20 protein-coding genes are annotated in these 14,377 nt (G+C 68.3%); 13 read left to right on the forward strand and 7 right to left on the reverse strand.

Annotated elements, in window-relative coordinates:
* Nucleotides 1-422: 422 nt before the first annotated feature.
* A complete protein-coding gene (locus AB0C28_RS22430) occupies nt 423-707 on the reverse strand; it encodes a hypothetical protein (protein WP_358076915.1) in 285 nt (94 codons plus the stop codon).
* Here AB0C28_RS22430 and AB0C28_RS22435 point away from each other — a divergent pair.
* Nucleotides 706-849, forward strand: coding sequence for a hypothetical protein (locus AB0C28_RS22435; RefSeq protein ID WP_358076918.1), 144 nt, complete (start codon nt 706-708; stop codon nt 847-849). The genes AB0C28_RS22430 and AB0C28_RS22435 overlap by 2 nt on opposite strands.
* A gap of 308 nt (nt 850-1,157) precedes the next feature.
* A complete protein-coding gene (locus AB0C28_RS22440) occupies nt 1,158-1,493 on the forward strand; it encodes a hypothetical protein (protein WP_358076922.1) in 336 nt (111 codons plus the stop codon).
* Between the two features lie 89 nt (nt 1,494-1,582).
* Here AB0C28_RS22440 and AB0C28_RS22445 read toward each other — a convergent pair whose 3' ends face one another.
* Nucleotides 1,583-2,215 carry a DUF6461 domain-containing protein gene (locus tag AB0C28_RS22445; protein WP_358076925.1) on the reverse strand — a complete coding sequence of 211 codons (633 nt, stop codon included), beginning with the start codon at nt 2,213-2,215 and terminating at the stop codon, nt 1,583-1,585.
* Between the two features lie 26 nt (nt 2,216-2,241).
* Complete coding sequence (locus AB0C28_RS22450; protein WP_357846099.1) at nt 2,242-3,231, reverse strand: helix-turn-helix domain-containing protein; 990 nt, start codon at nt 3,229-3,231, stop codon at nt 2,242-2,244.
* 66 nt (nt 3,232-3,297) lie between these two features.
* Between AB0C28_RS22450 and AB0C28_RS22455 the strand changes: the two genes are divergently transcribed.
* Nucleotides 3,298-4,494 carry an MFS transporter gene (locus AB0C28_RS22455; RefSeq protein WP_358076928.1) on the forward strand — a complete coding sequence of 399 codons (1,197 nt, stop codon included), beginning with the start codon at nt 3,298-3,300 and terminating at the stop codon, nt 4,492-4,494.
* An 85-nt stretch (nt 4,495-4,579) separates the two neighbouring features.
* Here the strand turns inward: AB0C28_RS22455 and AB0C28_RS22460 are convergent, their stop codons facing one another.
* A complete protein-coding gene (locus AB0C28_RS22460; protein ID WP_358076931.1) occupies nt 4,580-5,095 on the reverse strand; it encodes a GNAT family protein in 516 nt (171 codons plus the stop codon).
* A gap of 234 nt (nt 5,096-5,329) precedes the next feature.
* Here AB0C28_RS22460 and AB0C28_RS22465 point away from each other — a divergent pair, with 234 nt between their 5' ends.
* Nucleotides 5,330-5,722, forward strand: coding sequence for a hypothetical protein (locus tag AB0C28_RS22465; RefSeq protein WP_358076934.1), 393 nt, complete (start codon nt 5,330-5,332; stop codon nt 5,720-5,722).
* 39 nt (nt 5,723-5,761) lie between these two features.
* On the opposite strand, the gene AB0C28_RS22470 is transcribed toward AB0C28_RS22465, so the two are convergent.
* Nucleotides 5,762-6,115 (reverse strand): Imm8 family immunity protein, encoded by a 354-nt coding sequence (locus tag AB0C28_RS22470; protein ID WP_358076937.1) that lies wholly within the window; start codon nt 6,113-6,115, stop codon nt 5,762-5,764.
* Between the two features lie 69 nt (nt 6,116-6,184).
* Here AB0C28_RS22470 and AB0C28_RS22475 point away from each other — a divergent pair, with 69 nt between their 5' ends.
* The 3 genes from AB0C28_RS22475 (at nt 6,185) to AB0C28_RS22485 (ending at nt 7,932) form a co-directional block, all read left to right on the forward strand.
* Nucleotides 6,185-6,427, forward strand: a complete 243-nt coding sequence (locus tag AB0C28_RS22475) for a hypothetical protein (RefSeq protein ID WP_358076940.1) — start codon at nt 6,185-6,187, stop codon at nt 6,425-6,427.
* A gap of 140 nt (nt 6,428-6,567) precedes the next feature.
* A complete protein-coding gene (locus AB0C28_RS22480; protein WP_326631890.1) occupies nt 6,568-6,960 on the forward strand; it encodes a hypothetical protein in 393 nt (130 codons plus the stop codon).
* A gap of 519 nt (nt 6,961-7,479) precedes the next feature.
* The gene (locus AB0C28_RS22485; RefSeq protein WP_358076943.1) at nt 7,480-7,932 is read left to right on the forward strand and encodes a hypothetical protein; all 453 of its coding nucleotides are present in this window, start codon (nt 7,480-7,482) and stop codon (nt 7,930-7,932) included.
* Between the two features lie 174 nt (nt 7,933-8,106).
* Here the strand turns inward: AB0C28_RS22485 and AB0C28_RS22490 are convergent, their stop codons facing one another.
* Nucleotides 8,107-8,670, reverse strand: coding sequence for a dihydrofolate reductase family protein (locus AB0C28_RS22490; RefSeq protein ID WP_358076946.1), 564 nt, complete (start codon nt 8,668-8,670; stop codon nt 8,107-8,109).
* A gap of 205 nt (nt 8,671-8,875) precedes the next feature.
* Between AB0C28_RS22490 and AB0C28_RS22495 the strand changes: the two genes are divergently transcribed.
* On the forward strand, nt 8,876-9,283 hold the full coding sequence (locus tag AB0C28_RS22495; protein ID WP_358076949.1) for a hypothetical protein: 408 nt from the start codon (nt 8,876-8,878) through the stop codon (nt 9,281-9,283).
* A 249-nt stretch (nt 9,284-9,532) separates the two neighbouring features.
* Here AB0C28_RS22495 and AB0C28_RS22500 read toward each other — a convergent pair whose 3' ends face one another.
* Entirely contained in the window at nt 9,533-10,408 is an 876-nt protein-coding gene (locus tag AB0C28_RS22500) for a PaaX family transcriptional regulator C-terminal domain-containing protein (protein ID WP_358076952.1), read from the reverse strand.
* Nucleotides 10,409-10,513: 105 nt separating this feature from the next.
* Here AB0C28_RS22500 and AB0C28_RS22505 point away from each other — a divergent pair, with 105 nt between their 5' ends.
* From AB0C28_RS22505 to AB0C28_RS22525, 5 genes are read left to right on the forward strand one after another with little or no spacing between them, the layout of a single operon-like run.
* Nucleotides 10,514-11,440, forward strand: a complete 927-nt coding sequence (locus tag AB0C28_RS22505; RefSeq protein ID WP_358076955.1) for an SDR family oxidoreductase — start codon at nt 10,514-10,516, stop codon at nt 11,438-11,440.
* 10 nt (nt 11,441-11,450) lie between these two features.
* Nucleotides 11,451-12,329 carry an amidohydrolase family protein gene (locus tag AB0C28_RS22510; protein WP_357846646.1) on the forward strand — a complete coding sequence of 293 codons (879 nt, stop codon included), beginning with the start codon at nt 11,451-11,453 and terminating at the stop codon, nt 12,327-12,329.
* On the forward strand, nt 12,326-12,784 hold the full coding sequence (locus tag AB0C28_RS22515) for a MaoC family dehydratase (protein ID WP_346111146.1): 459 nt from the start codon (nt 12,326-12,328) through the stop codon (nt 12,782-12,784). The genes AB0C28_RS22510 and AB0C28_RS22515 overlap by 4 nt, the downstream gene beginning before the upstream one ends.
* Before the next feature lie 27 nt (nt 12,785-12,811).
* Complete coding sequence (locus AB0C28_RS22520; protein WP_358076958.1) at nt 12,812-13,198, forward strand: AMP-binding protein; 387 nt, start codon at nt 12,812-12,814, stop codon at nt 13,196-13,198.
* A complete protein-coding gene (locus AB0C28_RS22525; RefSeq protein ID WP_358076961.1) occupies nt 13,141-14,307 on the forward strand; it encodes an AMP-binding protein in 1,167 nt (388 codons plus the stop codon). The genes AB0C28_RS22520 and AB0C28_RS22525 overlap by 58 nt, the downstream gene beginning before the upstream one ends.
* Nucleotides 14,308-14,377 lie beyond the last annotated feature (70 nt).

Genomic DNA, 14,377 nt, shown 5'->3' on the forward strand with positions numbered 1-14,377 from the left:
GTGGCAGGGCACGAACGACGACGTGCCTCTACCTGCGCCGAAGGCGGCGACCCCGGCCCGCTACCGGATCTTGATCTCCACATGGAATGCTCCCGCCCATGACCGAACCGAGAGAGGGACCCCAGCCCGACTGGCGCAGTTCGGAAACCATCGCACGGGCCGGCCTCCTCGCCATCGTCGTGGGCGTGCGTCGCCATTTCTCCGTGGTCCGCCCAGCTCACGCCCCCGCCCTGAATCTGCTCCCCAGATAGCCGTTCAGGGCGCGCTTCCCGGCTCATGGCTCCCCTGAGAAGACCGTCGAAGTGCGCTTCGACCTCTGCCCAGGTTGGTCGGGCCGTCACGGCCTCACGCTTGTACGGCATGAGCACGACCGACCACGCCCGACAACGACCCTAAGCCGACGCCTTCACTGTACGTGACCATTACAGGGATCCTGCGTGGCGCCAATGGCCTGGCTGTACGGTGCCTCCATGGATGCGTCCTATGCCGCTGATGCTCGCATGATCTGGCAGACCCATGTGCCACGTCGCGGCCAGGCGAACACCGTCCAGGGCGAACTGTTGCGTGCGGTCGAGAAGCTCCGAGACGAGGCGCAGCGCAACGGCAACAGCAATTGGGACGAGCACCACGAACGGCTCCTGGCCTACCTGCGAGACGCTCACCGGGTCGGGCCTCTTCACCGAGGAGACCTTGGCGGAATTGGCCATGGACCTGGATCGCCTGGCCGACTTCGAACACCCCCTCACCGATGACGCGCCCTTCGACCGCATCACGTACCGCGTCGTGGACTGGTGCCGCGCCCAGCCCGAGCCGGTTCGGCACGAGCACGATCCGCAACTGCAGCGATAAACCAGAGCACCGCCTCGCCAGATCGGCGGAGATCAGCCACCTCCCCCAGTGAGTACGCGAGCGGTTGATCCATCCGCTCCATCCGGCCGGGACCGGCAGCTCACTTCAGGCGGCAGAACATACCAGCCCTATACCGCTGCCCACTAAAACTATGGACCTGGCTCGGGAAACAGCTGACCCGACGCCGTTTCCTGCGACGGGACCAAATCCACGGTCGTCCGACGCGCAGCACCACTCATCTCTCGCATGGAAGAAACCGGAGAATGTCGATGCGCTTTCTGAGCACTGCCTTCGCGTGCGCCGCCGTAATGACCGCGTTCGCTGCCCCCGCCTACGCCGGCACCGCCCAGGCCGCCACCACGACCCAGGCTGCCGGCGCGGTCCAGATCCTCGGCAACGCCCCGTCCTGCGTCGACCGCAAGGTGACCGCCTCGTACACGGGCAAGCGGAACAGCCTCGGCGAGGTGCTGGTGAAGACCACCGTCAAGCTCACCAACAACTGCAAGAACGCCGTGAAGGTCAAGGTGGCCTGGTCGTGGGCCCCTGACTCGAACTGCCGCCACATCTCCAAGGGCCGCACGGCATCCGAGTCCATCACGACGACCCACGACCGCGAGCCGTACCAGAAGACCAAGACCTGCTGAACGCTCGACCAGAGCGCCCCGAAGCCGGACCCCGTTCGCCCGACCAGGGCGAACGGGGCTGGCCCCACCCACCGGGGCACCCCTCGTCCTCACTGAGGGAGGGCGCCGACGAGCAAGTACCTGGCCAGGACGCTCTGGGTGAACACCACGCCAGTGATCTTGGCTGCCAGCAAGAACGCCCGCGGGATCCCGTTGGCGAACATGTCATCCCATGTCGCCTCCCATGCCTCTTCATCCGGCTTCTCCGGAGGCAGGCCGGTTTCACGCATGAGCCCGTTGAGCCGGTCCGGGTCGCTGCCCCACCGAGTGCCTGGCAGGCGCGGCGTGAAGCTGGTGACGACCTCGCCGTCCACCGCGTACACAAAGCAGTCCTCCGCATAATCGTGCCGTCCCACGGCCACCACCTCGCATCCCCAAGACAGCCCGGTCAACGACTCGGACAGCACCGCCTGAAAACCCCGCGGTTCGACGGCCACGCTCCACTCGCCGACCTGAACGACCCCGACATAGTTGTCGTCGGTCATTTCAGTGGACTCCCAGACCTTGACCTGCAATTCATAGAAGGCCAGCCTCCGCCCCGGTTCCCTGGTCCCGAAGCGGCGCAGCACCTCGGCAGGTTCGAGCCCGCGGAAAAAGGAAACGCAGAAAACGTCGTCGAGCACTTCGCCGAGTTGTCCAGGTGAGGCTGCCAGCCAACGGAACGGGGCGAGGGGATCGGTCATCACCCTTGCATACTCCTGATCAGAATTCAGGTTGTCACTTCGCTCAAAGACACCCCGAGATCAGTCGTCATGTACAACACGCTGCGCCCCGACCGTTCACGAGCGACCAGCCCGCTCTCCCTCAGCACCCGCAGGTGCTGCGAGACCGCGCTGGGCGTGATGCCGAGTGCCCGCGCCAGGTCCGTCGTCGTCGCGGGAGACCGCAGTGCCTCCAGCAGTTCGGCTCGCGCCCGGCCGAGCAGCCGGATCGTGCTGCCGGCGGGCGCCCGCGTTCCGGCCGTCCACAGCGTCCCGACGCCTCGTGCCGGATAGCGCACGGTGGTCTGGGTGGACGTCCTCTTCTTGATCAGCACGTACGGCGATCCAAGGGCGACCGGCATGAGCACCAGCCCGCCCGGACCGCGCTCCACGACCCGCTCGGCCCGCCACCGTGTCTCCCCCAGCTCCAGCCGGCCATCGCGCCAGCGCAGATCCGGATGCAGGTCGGCGAACAGCCGCTCGGCCCCGCCCGCGGCCATCTGCCTGGCCCGATGGCTGACGTCCGCATCGAGTACGGCCCGGATCCGTGGCCAGTGCGGCGCGATGAGCCGGTCGTGTGCCGCACGCAGTTCCGCGGCGATCGCACGTAGCCCTGCCGCAGGTCGTTCAGCGAGTACGGCGGCGGAGTCCGGGAGATCGTCGCCGAAGACACGCCGGAGGCTGGTCCGCACTTGAGAGGCGGGCGTCTTTCGCAACGCGGCGAGGTCGTCGTCGATGGAGGCCCCCGAGCCGAGCGGAGCAGGGACCAGGAACTCCGGCCAGCCCAGCCTGTCGTTGACGATCAGCGGCCACGTACGCGAGAGATCCAGCGGACGCCTGGCGAGCTCGTCCGCCACCCACCGCAGCCACCGCAGGTTGAGCGGGTTCCGATCAAGGCCGCCCAGTTGCTGCAGGCCGGACACGGTCTCCGACAGCGGCGAGATCGCGAACCGGGTCGCCGCCAACTCGGTCACCCCGAGATCGATCGTCAGCGCCACGGACCGATTATGTAGCACTGGCCTAAATGCTGTCGTGACGAGGTCTTACGCCGTGAAGATCACCACATGACAGCTGAGTCGCGCTTGTCCGGAAGCTACTGGCGGTTGTGGTGGGCGACCGGCGTGAACGGCGTCGGCGACGGGGCGTTCGCCGCGGCCGTTCCGCTGCTGGCCGTCACGGTCACCCGCGATCCCCGGCTCGTGTCGATCGTCTCCGCGGCCACGTACCTGCCCTGGCTGCTGCTCTCCCTGCCGGCCGGCGCACTCGTCGACCGGCACGACCGCGTCGCTCTCATGTGGCGCGCGCAGGCGCTCCAAGCGGTGATCGTCGCAGGCATCGCGATCCTCGCCGCGTACGGCCGGATCGACATCCCGGTGCTCGCAACCTGCGCATTCGGGTTGGGAGCGGGTGCGGTCGTCTTCGGCAACGCGGCGCAGGCGACGCTGCCGGACATCGTTCCCGAACCGCTGCTGCACCAGGCGAACGGCTACCAGCAGACCATCACCACGGTCGGCGCGCAGTTCGCGGGACCACCGCTCGGCAGCCTGCTGTTCGCGGTCGCCGTGGCGTTGCCCTTCGGCGTGGACGCCGCCTCGTTCGCCCTGTCGGCCGCACTGCTGGCGACGTTGCCCAGGCGCGGGCGCGAGCGTACCGAGCCTCCACCGATGCGAACGGCCATCGCGGACGGCCTGCGCTGGCTGATCCGGCACAAGCTGCTGCGCACCCTCGCCGTCCTGCTCGGCGTCAACACGTTCTGCTTCCAGCTCGGCAACGTCTCCCTGGTGCTGTTGGCGACCCAGACGCTGCGCCTCGACACCCCCGGCTACGGACTGCTGCTCGCCGGCGCCGCGATCGGCAGCCTGCTCGGCGGGCTGGTCAGCGCGCACCTGGCCAGAACGATGGGCGAGCTGCCCGCACTCCTCACCGCGCTCATCACGAACGTCATCATCTTCGTCGGCATCGGACTGAGCCCGAACGCGATCGTGCTCGGCGCCCTGCTGGCCGCCAACGGCTTCGTCATCACCCTGTGGAGCATCGTCACCGTCAGCCTGCGCCAGCGAATCGTGCCGTCCGAGCTGCTCGGCCGGGTGAACAGCGTCTACCGGATGCTCGGCTGGGGCCTCATCCCACTCGGAGCGCTGGCCGGCGGGCTGGTGGCGCACACCTTCGGACTGCGCGCGCCGTACCCCGTGGCGGGGGTGCTGCGCGGGGTCGCCCTGCTGGTGGCCATGCCGGTACTGATTCGCGCCGTACGCGGGTGATTGCCCATCAGCCGCGCGTTCTTGAGCACGGAGAAGAACGAGCCGGCGTGCCAGAAATCCGCGAGGCACCTGAAACGAGCATCGATCACTGCTGCGCGGCCGCCCGCCACTCATCTTCGAGGATGCTGAACAGCTCGGAGTCCCGCCAACCGTCGCGAATCAGCGCGGTGTGGCGATGCCGTCCCTCCCAGGTCATGCCGAGCTTCCTGAGCACCCGAGCCGATCCGGCATTTCGCGGGTCGCAGGTGGCATAGATCCGGTGCAGGCCGATCTCCTCGAATCCTCGCCTGAGCAGCTCATTCCCGATCGCCGTTCCCACTCCTTGCCCCCACCATCGCGGGTGGACGACATAGGTGATCTCGCCTTGGCGCTGTCCTCGACTCCGAACGTGCAGCTCGCCCATGCCGACCACGCCGCCGTCGATCTGCGCCGCGTACGGAAATCGCAGCCGGGACGTCTGCGACCACGCCTCAACCGCAGTCGTCACGAACGTACGAGTCTGCTCCTCGGTATTCGGACCCCAGGCCTGGAACCTGCAGACCTCGGCGAGAGAAGCCCAGGAGTGGACAGCCCGCCAGTCCGCAAGTTCGATCTTCCGCAAAGTGACCGATGGCATCACAAGCCGATTCTGCCGCTGCTGCCCGACCCGGCCGCGACGCCGGCGGGTCTCTCACAGGCGAAACGCCACGTCCGGGGCCCGCTGACGGCTTCTGTCGGCTGTGTGGCGGCGATCACATTCGGTGTGTGGATTCGTCCACAGATGATCCGTTGCCGTCTCCGTAATGTCTCTCTTGCCGGAGCACCCCGGTGGAAGAGAAAAGGGGAGGAACCCGAAATGCGTAAGACCTTCGTGATCGCGGCACTGGCTGGTTCGATGGCCATCACCGGTCTGGCTCTCAGCCCGGCTGCGGCTCAGGCGAGCACCACGACGACCACGGTGAGCTGGGGGAAGTTCTTCTCCAGTGACCACAAGGCGTACACGTTCGGCAAGACGTGGAAGTCGCACGGCAAGGTGTTCACGAAGTGGTACGGGGTGGACAAGGTCGGCGGTAAGAAGGGCTGGGTCTGGTTCGAGGTCTACCAGGGCGGTCACTGGAAGAAGTTCAACAAGTCCTGGGACGGCGAAGTCGTCGGCGCGTGGAGCGGCAAAGGCATCAAGAAGGTCTACACCTTCACCTGCTGGGCCGGGAAGTTCGACAACTGCGGCAAGAAGTACCGCATCTACTAAAGACCGGTGAGGCCCCTGCCGGCTCACGGCCGCCAAGACTCAGCCCGGGTAATCCTCGAACTCCCACTGCCCGATCCGGCCGATCTTCTCGGCCAGCTCACCCCAGGTGGGAGCCTCCAGTACCGCGATCCGATCGCTCAGCCACTCGGTCACCTTGTCGGGACGAAGTTCGGCGACGAAGAACCAGTGCCGACCGATGAGAAAAGGAAGCTGTCCGAGTTGCTCCGCGAGGGCCGACGGAGTGCAGACGGTGAGTTGGAAACATTCCTCGCCCAGCTCACCTTGAGGACCGACATACATTTCCAGGAGTTCGCAGGCATGGGCCGGATCGTCGATCCCCGGCCCCGCCTCCAGATCGACCCAACGGAACTCTCCGACTCGTGCTCTCACCATCGCATGATCGCGTGTCGAGCCGAGTCGATGCACTCCCGTCGGGAGAAACGCGGAGTTACGATCCAGCCCATGGCGGATCGAACGGTTAGCGAGTACGCGTACACCTACGCATCACCCACCTCGCGACGCGCGGACGGCCGGGAGTGCATCTGGTACCGCTCGCACGAGGGCGCTTATGACCTGATCCGTACCGGCAAGGAGGGCAGGCGTCGCTATCACGTCTTCGACGCCCAGAGCGGAGAACATCTGGAGGAGTTCACGAGCTGGGACGCCGGCCACCAGTGGATAGAGGAACGACTGCGATCGGCGTGAACATGCGCATCGCCTGGTGAGCCCGTCGTCGCTCTGGTACGGCCTGCACACCGCCACCCCCAGTCAGCGACCCGCAGGCGGGCCGCAAGCGTGGTGACGCTCAATGGTGACGAGCACACGAACCGTCACCGGGAGAGCCGATGAACCGCCCTCTGAGTGCCCTGCTCGGCCTCACATCCGCCGCCGTGATCGCCACGACCGTCGCCGCCCCGGCGAACGCCGCCACGTCCCAGGCCGAGCGTCCCTTCCTGTTCACGTACACCTTCGACGGTCACCTCAAGGTGGCCGGCGGTCATTTCACGGTCGGCGGCCGAGTGTACGTGAGCGTCAAGCACAGCAACGGCGTCACCGCGTTCCACAAGTGGACGACGGCCCGCACGCACCCCGTCACGCCGGGCGGGGCCGTCTACGTGGACACCACGCTCGCCTCCCCCTGCTCGGGCAGCAACAACGGCTACGCCGAGGCGTACGACGCCGCCACCAAGAGGTGGTCGGCCCGCCTGCCGGTGACCGTCTGCCGCCGCATCGACTGAGCCCGCGCCCGATCCGCTCGATGACAGGCGCCCCCGGCAAAGGGGGCGCCTGTAGTCATCTCTCGATGCCGGCTGACCGGACGTATTCCCGTCGTATTCCACGCTGCTACCGACGCGTGCCACGATCACTCCAGCGAACCTCGGGCCTGCCGGATTCTCTCGTGTCAGAGGAGTCCGAGCATGACGAAGCCCCGAGGACTGATGTCCGCGTGAGAAAAAAGGAAGAACGATCGACCCCCGCACAGAAACGGTCACCGTCGGCGTCGCAGCCGCGGTGGCGAGCGCCATTCTCGCCCGACCGGCGCCGAGCCGTTCACGAGAACTACTGGAGCGGGCGAGACACCGACCTGCGCGGGACGTTCACCTTCGGGACCTGACGCTCAGACAGAGCCCCGCCGCAGCATCGATCGCCGTTCTCATCGCGATCCGCCACCTCGCACATTCTCTCCCCCGCCGGCCACGCAGAGGGCTGAATTTCATGCCCCAAGGCCAACCGAAACATCCCTTGCTGGAGGACTGTTGAAGACACGCATTCTGGGCGCCGTACTGGGAATCGCAGCATTGAGCGGGCTGCTGGTGCCAAGCCCGGCGCAGGCGGCGGCCGACGGAGTGTCCTCCGCCCGCCTGAATGGCTGGGGCAAGCACGGTGGAGGGTCCGTCCGGGCGAACGTCGACTTCGTCAACCGGAAGAAGGTCATTTTTCGGAACTTCACGGTGCGCGACCTCTGTCCCGGCGACAACGCTCCGGTGAGGGCCCGGGTTGTCTGGATTCACACCGACGGAACCACCGGGCACAGCGCCTGGAGGAAGGACACCAACGGCTGCGGCGACCACGGCACCAACTTCGGAACCATCATCCGCACCGACACCAAGCCCATAAAGAAGGTCTACCTGCACCTGCAGGTCTACGCCCGATCAGGCGGGATCAGGGGTTTCGCGTTCAGCGCGGACCGATACAACCAGTACACCTGAGCCGCTGACACTCAGGCTTTCAGCCGGTGGACGTACCAGGACTTGATGGCGTTGCCGACGAATCCGGGGCCGGGCTTTCTCATCACACGAGGTGATGGACCGAGATCATGCGCGGCACCTGCTCCTCCGTGCCCGGCCCCATGATCAAGGACGGGCCGATCCGGGGCCGAGTATTCAGCGTTTGGTCTCGTACCTGGTCATAAGCACCCCGCCGGGGAACGTCCGAGTCTCCATCAGGGTCAGGTTCACCCAGTTGTCCAAGGCCGTGAAGAACGGCGTACCGCCACCCACCAAGACCGGTGCGGTGACCAGCATGTACTCGTCGATCAGCCCCGCCCGCATGGCCGCCGCGGCGAGCGTGGCACCGCCGATGTCCATGGACCCACCGTCCTCGGCCTTCAACCGGGCGATCTCGGTGACCGCGTCACCGGTGACCAGGCGGGCGTTCCAGTCGACCGTACGGGCGGTCGAGGAGAACACCACCTTCGGCATGTCCCGCCAGCGGCCGGCGTACTCGATCGCCGCCGGCGTGGCGCCAGGCTGCTGGTCGGCCGTCGGCCAGTGAGAGCTCATCCCCTCCCACAACCTGCGCCCGTACAGCGCCAGACCGGTCGAACCCACCCGGTCGGACCACCACTGGAACAACTCGTCACTCGGTACACCCCAGCCGAGGTCGTCGCCAGGCGCGGCGACGTAACCGTCCACACTCACATTCATGGCGAAGGTCAATTTCCGCATGGCGTCAGCCTCCCGTGAGACGGTACTCGGCGTACAGACCAGCACCGCGCGCGAAAATCATCGCTCAGGCCACACCGATCTATGCCGACGTACCGGAGCTGCTGGGACAGGGCGCGCGGACGAGTTTGCCCGGCCTCGGGCGTATAGCGTGTGATGAGATCTTCGAGCCAGGATCCAGGTGTCCGAGCGAAGGAACCAAAGGGCGATGCGCTTTTTCTGGTGGGTGCTGGTGCCGGTGCTTGCCGGGCTCCTTCTGCTCGCTGCCTGGCGCGAAGTGGTCCCCGCGTACACCGCTCGGTTCGGCACCGGGATCCCCGGCACTTTCACCGCTACGGAACGCGATTGCGGTGGGCGCACTTGCAGTTGGCGGGGGGATTTCGTCTCCGATGACGGCCTGGTCGTCAGACGTGGGATCGGTCTGGCGCCGGGGGCGGAGCCGACCGGTGTCGGAGATCGCGTCGCGGCGACGGCGGTGGATCACCGGCGCAACGTCTATCCGCGGGACGACTCCACGGACTGGTTCCTGATCACCCTGCTCGGCACGGTCAGCCTGGTCGTGCTCGTCGTCTGGGGAGTTGGGGTGGTACACGCGATCCGCCGATCGGTGCGGTAGCGGCGTACGGCAGCGCGAACTCCTGGGCGTAGTCGCCGCCGCCGCGTGCCAGCAGAGGCTCCAGCAGTTCGCGTGCGGCCTGGGCGAAGGCCGGTTCGAGGCGCCTGACCATGGCCCGGCGCAGCACGCGGTCCATGGGAGCGCGGTAGATGCCGTGCTCGGGCGGGTCGAAGTGCAGCGGCGGCCGGCGTTGAGTGCGCGGGACGTCGACACCCGCACGTTCGGCGGCGACGTGTCCGACCAGGTCGGTCAGTGGCTGGAGACCGTGGTCCTGCCGCGCTCGGGATCGTCGGACGTCTCGACTATCTCTGACGCCAGCGTGCCCGCGGGCGGCTCGTAGACGCGGGCCAGCCGGTGGAAGACCTGCTCGGCGCGGATCGCCGGCCAGTCGGGCGGCAGGTGCTCGGCGGGCAGGTGCGGGTCCTGCCGGATGAGCTGCAGCCAGTCGGTGTGCAGGAGGAGCTGGCGGGCGAGGTCGTCGGCCGCGCCCGGCAGCGGGTGGGCGGTGTCCCAGCGGTCGAGGAAGGCGCGGTAGCGACCGGCGATCTCGTCGATGTCGAACGCCTTGCGGACGATGTCGGCCGACTCGGTGGGGCCCAGCGCCTTGGCCTGCAGCACGGTGACGTGGTCGGCCACCCGCAGGTCGCTCGCTTCGAGCGCGGTGAGGACGCCGCCGACGTCCTTGGTGCCCGGCGCGATCCACAGGCCGCTCTGCAGCAGGCCGAAGCCGGCCCAGATGAGCTGGGAGCGCAGGTCGTGCCGGGTGGCGTTGTCGGGCAGCGAGAAGCCGACGAGGGTCCAGGTGCCGTCCCATGCGCGGTTGACCGCGCCGGTCTCCCAGACGCGACTGCGCCCGTCCTCCAGCACCTCCTCCGCGCGTTCCGTGAGTCCGAAGTACGTCTTGCGCCCCCGCCGGTGGCGGGCCAGCAGGCCGCGCTTGGCCATGCGGGCCAGCGTGGACCTGACCGCCTCCTCGGAGACACCGAGGCGGGCGAACACCTCGATGAGGCTGCCGGAGTAGACGGCGACGCCCCGGCCCAGGACGTAGATGCCCAGGAAGCTGAGCAGCAGGGGCTGCGGCCGCGCGGCCGCCTGGCGGGTGTCGTTCCCCTCGGTACGCGTCACACCACGAGCGTAGGCAGCCCGACAACGTTGGGCAAATCTTTGACGACCGTCACAACAGTGACATATATTCGCGCTTGTCCGCCTTATCACCTCAGGGGGAATCCCATGGATCTTTCCGGCAAGGTCGCCGTTGTCACTGGTGCGGGCCGCGGGCTCGGCCGCGCGTACGCCGAGGCGCTGGCCGCGGCCGGAGCGGCGGTGATCGTCAACGACGTGGACGCCTCGGCGGCGGCCGAGGTCGTCGCGGGCATCACCGCCGGAGGCGGCCGGGCGCGCGGGGTCGTCGCCGCCGTCGGCTCGGCCGAGGCGGCCGAGCAGCTGGTCGAGACCGCCGTCAGCGAGTTCGGCCGGCTGGACGTGATGGTGACCAACGCCGGCATCCTGCGCGACAAGGTGCTGTGGAAGATGTCGGACGACGACTTCGACGCCGTCATCGACGTGCACCTGCGCGGCACGTTCAGCTGCGCGCGGGCCGCGGCGGTCCGCTTTCGCGAGCAGGGCACCGGCGGCCGGCTGATCCTCATCTCCTCCCCCGCCGGCCAGCGCGGCAACTTCGGCCAGACCAACTACGCCGCCGCCAAGGCCGGCATCGTGGCCATGGCCAGGACCTGGGCGATGGAGCTTGCCAGGGCGAACGTCACGGTCAACGCGGTCGTCCCGGTCGCGGCGACGGAGATGACCAAGACGATCCCCGCGTTCGCGCCCGTCATCGAGGAGGCCGAGCGGACCGGCCGGCCGTTCCCCGCCTGGCTGCGCAGGGACGAGGGCATGGGCACCGTCGAGGACGTCGCGGGGCTGATCGTCTTCCTCGCCTCCGACACCTCCGCCGGTGTCACCGGGCAGGCGATCGGGATCGGCGGCGACCGCCTCGCCCTGTGGTCGCATCCCGCCGAGAAGGCCGTCGCCTTCGCCGACGGAGGCTGGACGGCCGACGCCATCGCCGAGTCGTGGCAGACGGGGGTCGGCGCCGAGCCCGAGACGTACGGGATCCCCGCGCCGAAGGCCCCCGCCGCGACCGGGCAGGGCGCCTGAGATGGCCGCCATGGACGTCGCCGGCCTGGTCGCGATCGACGTGCACACCCACGCGGAGATCTCCAAGGACGGCCACCGCTCGCTGAGCCCCGAGCTGTTCGGCGCCTCCGAGGAGTACTTCAAGGCCCACGGGCACCGCCAGCCGACGATCGCGGAGACGGCCGCGTACTACCGGGAGCGGAAGATGGCCGCGGTGGTGTTCACCGTGGACGCCGAGCACGCCACCGGGCACCCGCGCATCTCCAACGAGGAGGTCGCCGAGGGCTGCGCCGAGCACGCCGACGTGCTGATCCCGTTCGCCAGCGTCGATCCGTGGAAGGGCCGGGCGGGCGTGCGCGAGGCGCGGCGGCTGGTCGAGGAGCACGGCGTGCGCGGCTTCAAGTTCCACCCCAGCATCCAGCGCTTCGCGCCCAACGACCCCATGGCCTACCCGCTGTACGAGGCCATCGAGGAGCTGGGCGTCCCGGCGCTGTTCCACACCGGGCAGACCGGCATCGGCGCCGGCGTTCCCGGCGGAGGCGGCATCCGGCTCAAGTACGGCGACCCGATGCTGGTGGACGACGTGGCCGTCGACTTCCCCGAGCTGCGGATCATCCTCGCCCATCCCTCGTTCCCCTGGCAGGACGAGGCGCTCGCGGTGGCCACGCACAAGCCGTACGTCTACATCGACCTGTCCGGCTGGTCGCCGAAGTACTTCCCGCCGCAGCTCGTCCGGTACGCCAACTCGCTGCTGAAGGACAAGGTGCTCTTCGGCTCCGACTACCCCGTGATCACCCCGGACCGCTGGCTGAGCGACTTCGACAAGCTCGACATCAAGCCCGAGGTCCGCCCGAAGATCCTCAAGGACAACGCCGCCCGCCTGCTCGGCTTGAAGGAGAACGCCCGATGACCACCACCGCGCACGGACTGACGGAGCTCAAAGCCCTGGCCGGCAAGGACCTCGGCCACAGCGCCTGGCTGGAGATCTCCCAGGACCGCGTCAACACCTTCGCCGACGCCACGAACGACCACCAGTGGATCCACGTCGATCCGGTCAGGGCCGCGGACGGGCCGTTCGGCGGGACGATCGCGCACGGTTACCTGACGCTGTCGCTGCTCATCCCGTTCTTCACCGAGCTGCTCGACATCCAGGGCGTCACGATGAGCATCAACTACGGCCTGGACAAGGTGCGCTTCCCCAGCCCGGTCAAGGTCGGCGCGCGGGTGCGGCTGGGCGCGGTCGTCGCCTCCGTCGAGGAGGTCCCCGGCGACGGCGTGCAGATGCACCTCGACTTCAAGGTCGAGATCGAGGGCTCGGACCGGCCGGCCTGCGTCGCCCGCGCCATCTACCGCCACTACGCCTGACCTCGCCGGCAGGAGGCCGTACACCCCATGCGCAACACCGGACTGGGAGGCTGGCCCGCCCGCCGGGCCAGGATGACGCCCCAGCGGACCGCGTTCGTCTTCGCGGGCCGGTCCGTCACCTACGCCGAGGTCCACGACAGGACGACACGGCTGGCGTCTCAGCTGCGCGCGTCGGGAGTGGGGGCGGGTGACCGGGTCGCCTACCTCGGACGCAACCATCCGGCCTTCGTCGAGACGATGTTCGCCGCGCACCTGCTGGGCGCGATCTTCGTACCGCTGAACTTCCGGCTGGCGGCGCCGGAGGTGGCGTACATGCTGGACCATTCGGGCGCAGAGACGTTGATCTACGCGCCCGAGTGCGCCGACGTCGTCCACGCCCTGCCGGAGGACGCCCCCGACACCGCGTCGCGCTAGGCGAGGGGCACTACGAGCCCTGGCTCGCCCAGGGCGACCCCACCCCGATCGACACGCCCGCAGACCTCGACGACCCGGCGCTCATCCTCTACACCTCGGGCACGACGGGCCGGCCCAAGGGCGCCACGCTCACCCACGGCAACCTGGTGTGGAACTGCTTCAACCTGCTGCTCGGCGTCGACCTCACCAGCGCCGAGACGACGCTGATCAGCGCGCCGCTGTTCCACGTCGCGGCCCTGAACCAGACCCTGCTGCCGACCTTCCTCAAGGGCGGCCGCTCGGTGATCATGCCGTCGTGGGAGGTGGACGAGTGCTACGACCTCATCGAGAAGCACGGCGTCACCTGGATGTTCGGGGTGACCACCATGTTCGCCGCGTTCGCCCGCTCGCCCCGGTGGGCCGAGGCCGACCTGTCGTCGCTGCGGCGCCTCATGGCGGGCGGGGCGTCGGTGCCGGCCGCGCTGATCCGCACCTACCAGGAACGCGGGCTGGTGTTCTGCCAGGGCTACGGCCTCACCGAGACCGCTCCTGGGGCCACCTTCCTGGAGGCCGACCAGAGCGAGCGCAAGGTGGGGTCGGCGGGCGTGCCGGTGTTCTTCTCGAACGTACGAGTCGTGCGGGCCGACGGCACCGACGCGCCGGCCGGCGAGCCGGGCGAGGTGCTCATCCAGGGCCCGAACGTCACCCCCGGCTACTGGCGCGACCCCGAGGCGACCAGGGCCGCGTTCTCCGACGGCTGGTTCCACTCGGGCGACCTCGCCATGCTGGACGAGGACGGTCACCTGTACGTGGTCGATCGGGTGAAGGACATGTACATCTCGGGCGGGGAGAACGTCTACCCGGCCGAGGTGGAGGCCGCGATCTTCGAGCATCCCGCGGTCGCCGAGGCAGCCGTACTCGGGGTGCCCGACGCGAAGTGGGGCGAAACCGGCCACGCGTTCCTGGTCCTGCGTCCCAGGGCGAACATCACGGCCGGCGAACTGCGCGACTTCCTGCGCCCCAGCCTGGCCACGTACAAGATCCCCGCCCATGTCGAGGTCGTGGACGAGCTACCGAAGACCGGCTCCGGCAAGATCCACAAACTCGCACTGGCACGCCGCTTCACATGATCACGCCGAGCCTTTCGATCGCGCGGGCGTGACCGCCACTGCGGACCCGGCCACATCCCCGTGCGGACGC

The sequence above is a fragment of the Nonomuraea sp. NPDC048892 genome, assembly GCF_040649735.1.
Taxonomy (GTDB): Bacteria; Actinomycetota; Actinomycetes; order Streptosporangiales; family Streptosporangiaceae; genus Nonomuraea; species Nonomuraea maheshkhaliensis.

What these genes read in the sequence shown, in the direction of transcription:
- AB0C28_RS22435 (WP_358076918.1), top strand. Translation starts at nt 706, where the DNA reads ATGGACCTGGATCGCCTGGCCGACTTCGAACACCCCCTCACCGATGAC.
- AB0C28_RS22430 (WP_358076915.1), bottom strand. Translation starts at nt 707, where the DNA reads ATGGCCAATTCCGCCAAGGTCTCCTCGGTGAAGAGGCCCGACCCGGTG.
- AB0C28_RS22440 (WP_358076922.1), top strand. Translation starts at nt 1,158, where the DNA reads ATGACCGCGTTCGCTGCCCCCGCCTACGCCGGCACCGCCCAGGCCGCC.
- AB0C28_RS22445 (WP_358076925.1), bottom strand. Translation starts at nt 2,215, where the DNA reads ATGACCGATCCCCTCGCCCCGTTCCGTTGGCTGGCAGCCTCACCTGGA.
- AB0C28_RS22455 (WP_358076928.1), top strand. Translation starts at nt 3,298, where the DNA reads ATGACAGCTGAGTCGCGCTTGTCCGGAAGCTACTGGCGGTTGTGGTGG.
- AB0C28_RS22465 (WP_358076934.1), top strand. Translation starts at nt 5,330, where the DNA reads ATGCGTAAGACCTTCGTGATCGCGGCACTGGCTGGTTCGATGGCCATC.
- AB0C28_RS22470 (WP_358076937.1), bottom strand. Translation starts at nt 6,115, where the DNA reads ATGGTGAGAGCACGAGTCGGAGAGTTCCGTTGGGTCGATCTGGAGGCG.
- AB0C28_RS22475 (WP_358076940.1), top strand. Translation starts at nt 6,185, where the DNA reads ATGGCGGATCGAACGGTTAGCGAGTACGCGTACACCTACGCATCACCC.
- AB0C28_RS22480 (WP_326631890.1), top strand. Translation starts at nt 6,568, where the DNA reads ATGAACCGCCCTCTGAGTGCCCTGCTCGGCCTCACATCCGCCGCCGTG.
- AB0C28_RS22490 (WP_358076946.1), bottom strand. Translation starts at nt 8,670, where the DNA reads ATGCGGAAATTGACCTTCGCCATGAATGTGAGTGTGGACGGTTACGTC.
- AB0C28_RS22495 (WP_358076949.1), top strand. Translation starts at nt 8,876, where the DNA reads ATGCGCTTTTTCTGGTGGGTGCTGGTGCCGGTGCTTGCCGGGCTCCTT.
- AB0C28_RS22505 (WP_358076955.1), top strand. Translation starts at nt 10,514, where the DNA reads ATGGATCTTTCCGGCAAGGTCGCCGTTGTCACTGGTGCGGGCCGCGGG.
- AB0C28_RS22510 (WP_357846646.1), top strand. Translation starts at nt 11,451, where the DNA reads ATGGACGTCGCCGGCCTGGTCGCGATCGACGTGCACACCCACGCGGAG.
- AB0C28_RS22515 (WP_346111146.1), top strand. Translation starts at nt 12,326, where the DNA reads ATGACCACCACCGCGCACGGACTGACGGAGCTCAAAGCCCTGGCCGGC.
- AB0C28_RS22520 (WP_358076958.1), top strand. Translation starts at nt 12,812, where the DNA reads ATGCGCAACACCGGACTGGGAGGCTGGCCCGCCCGCCGGGCCAGGATG.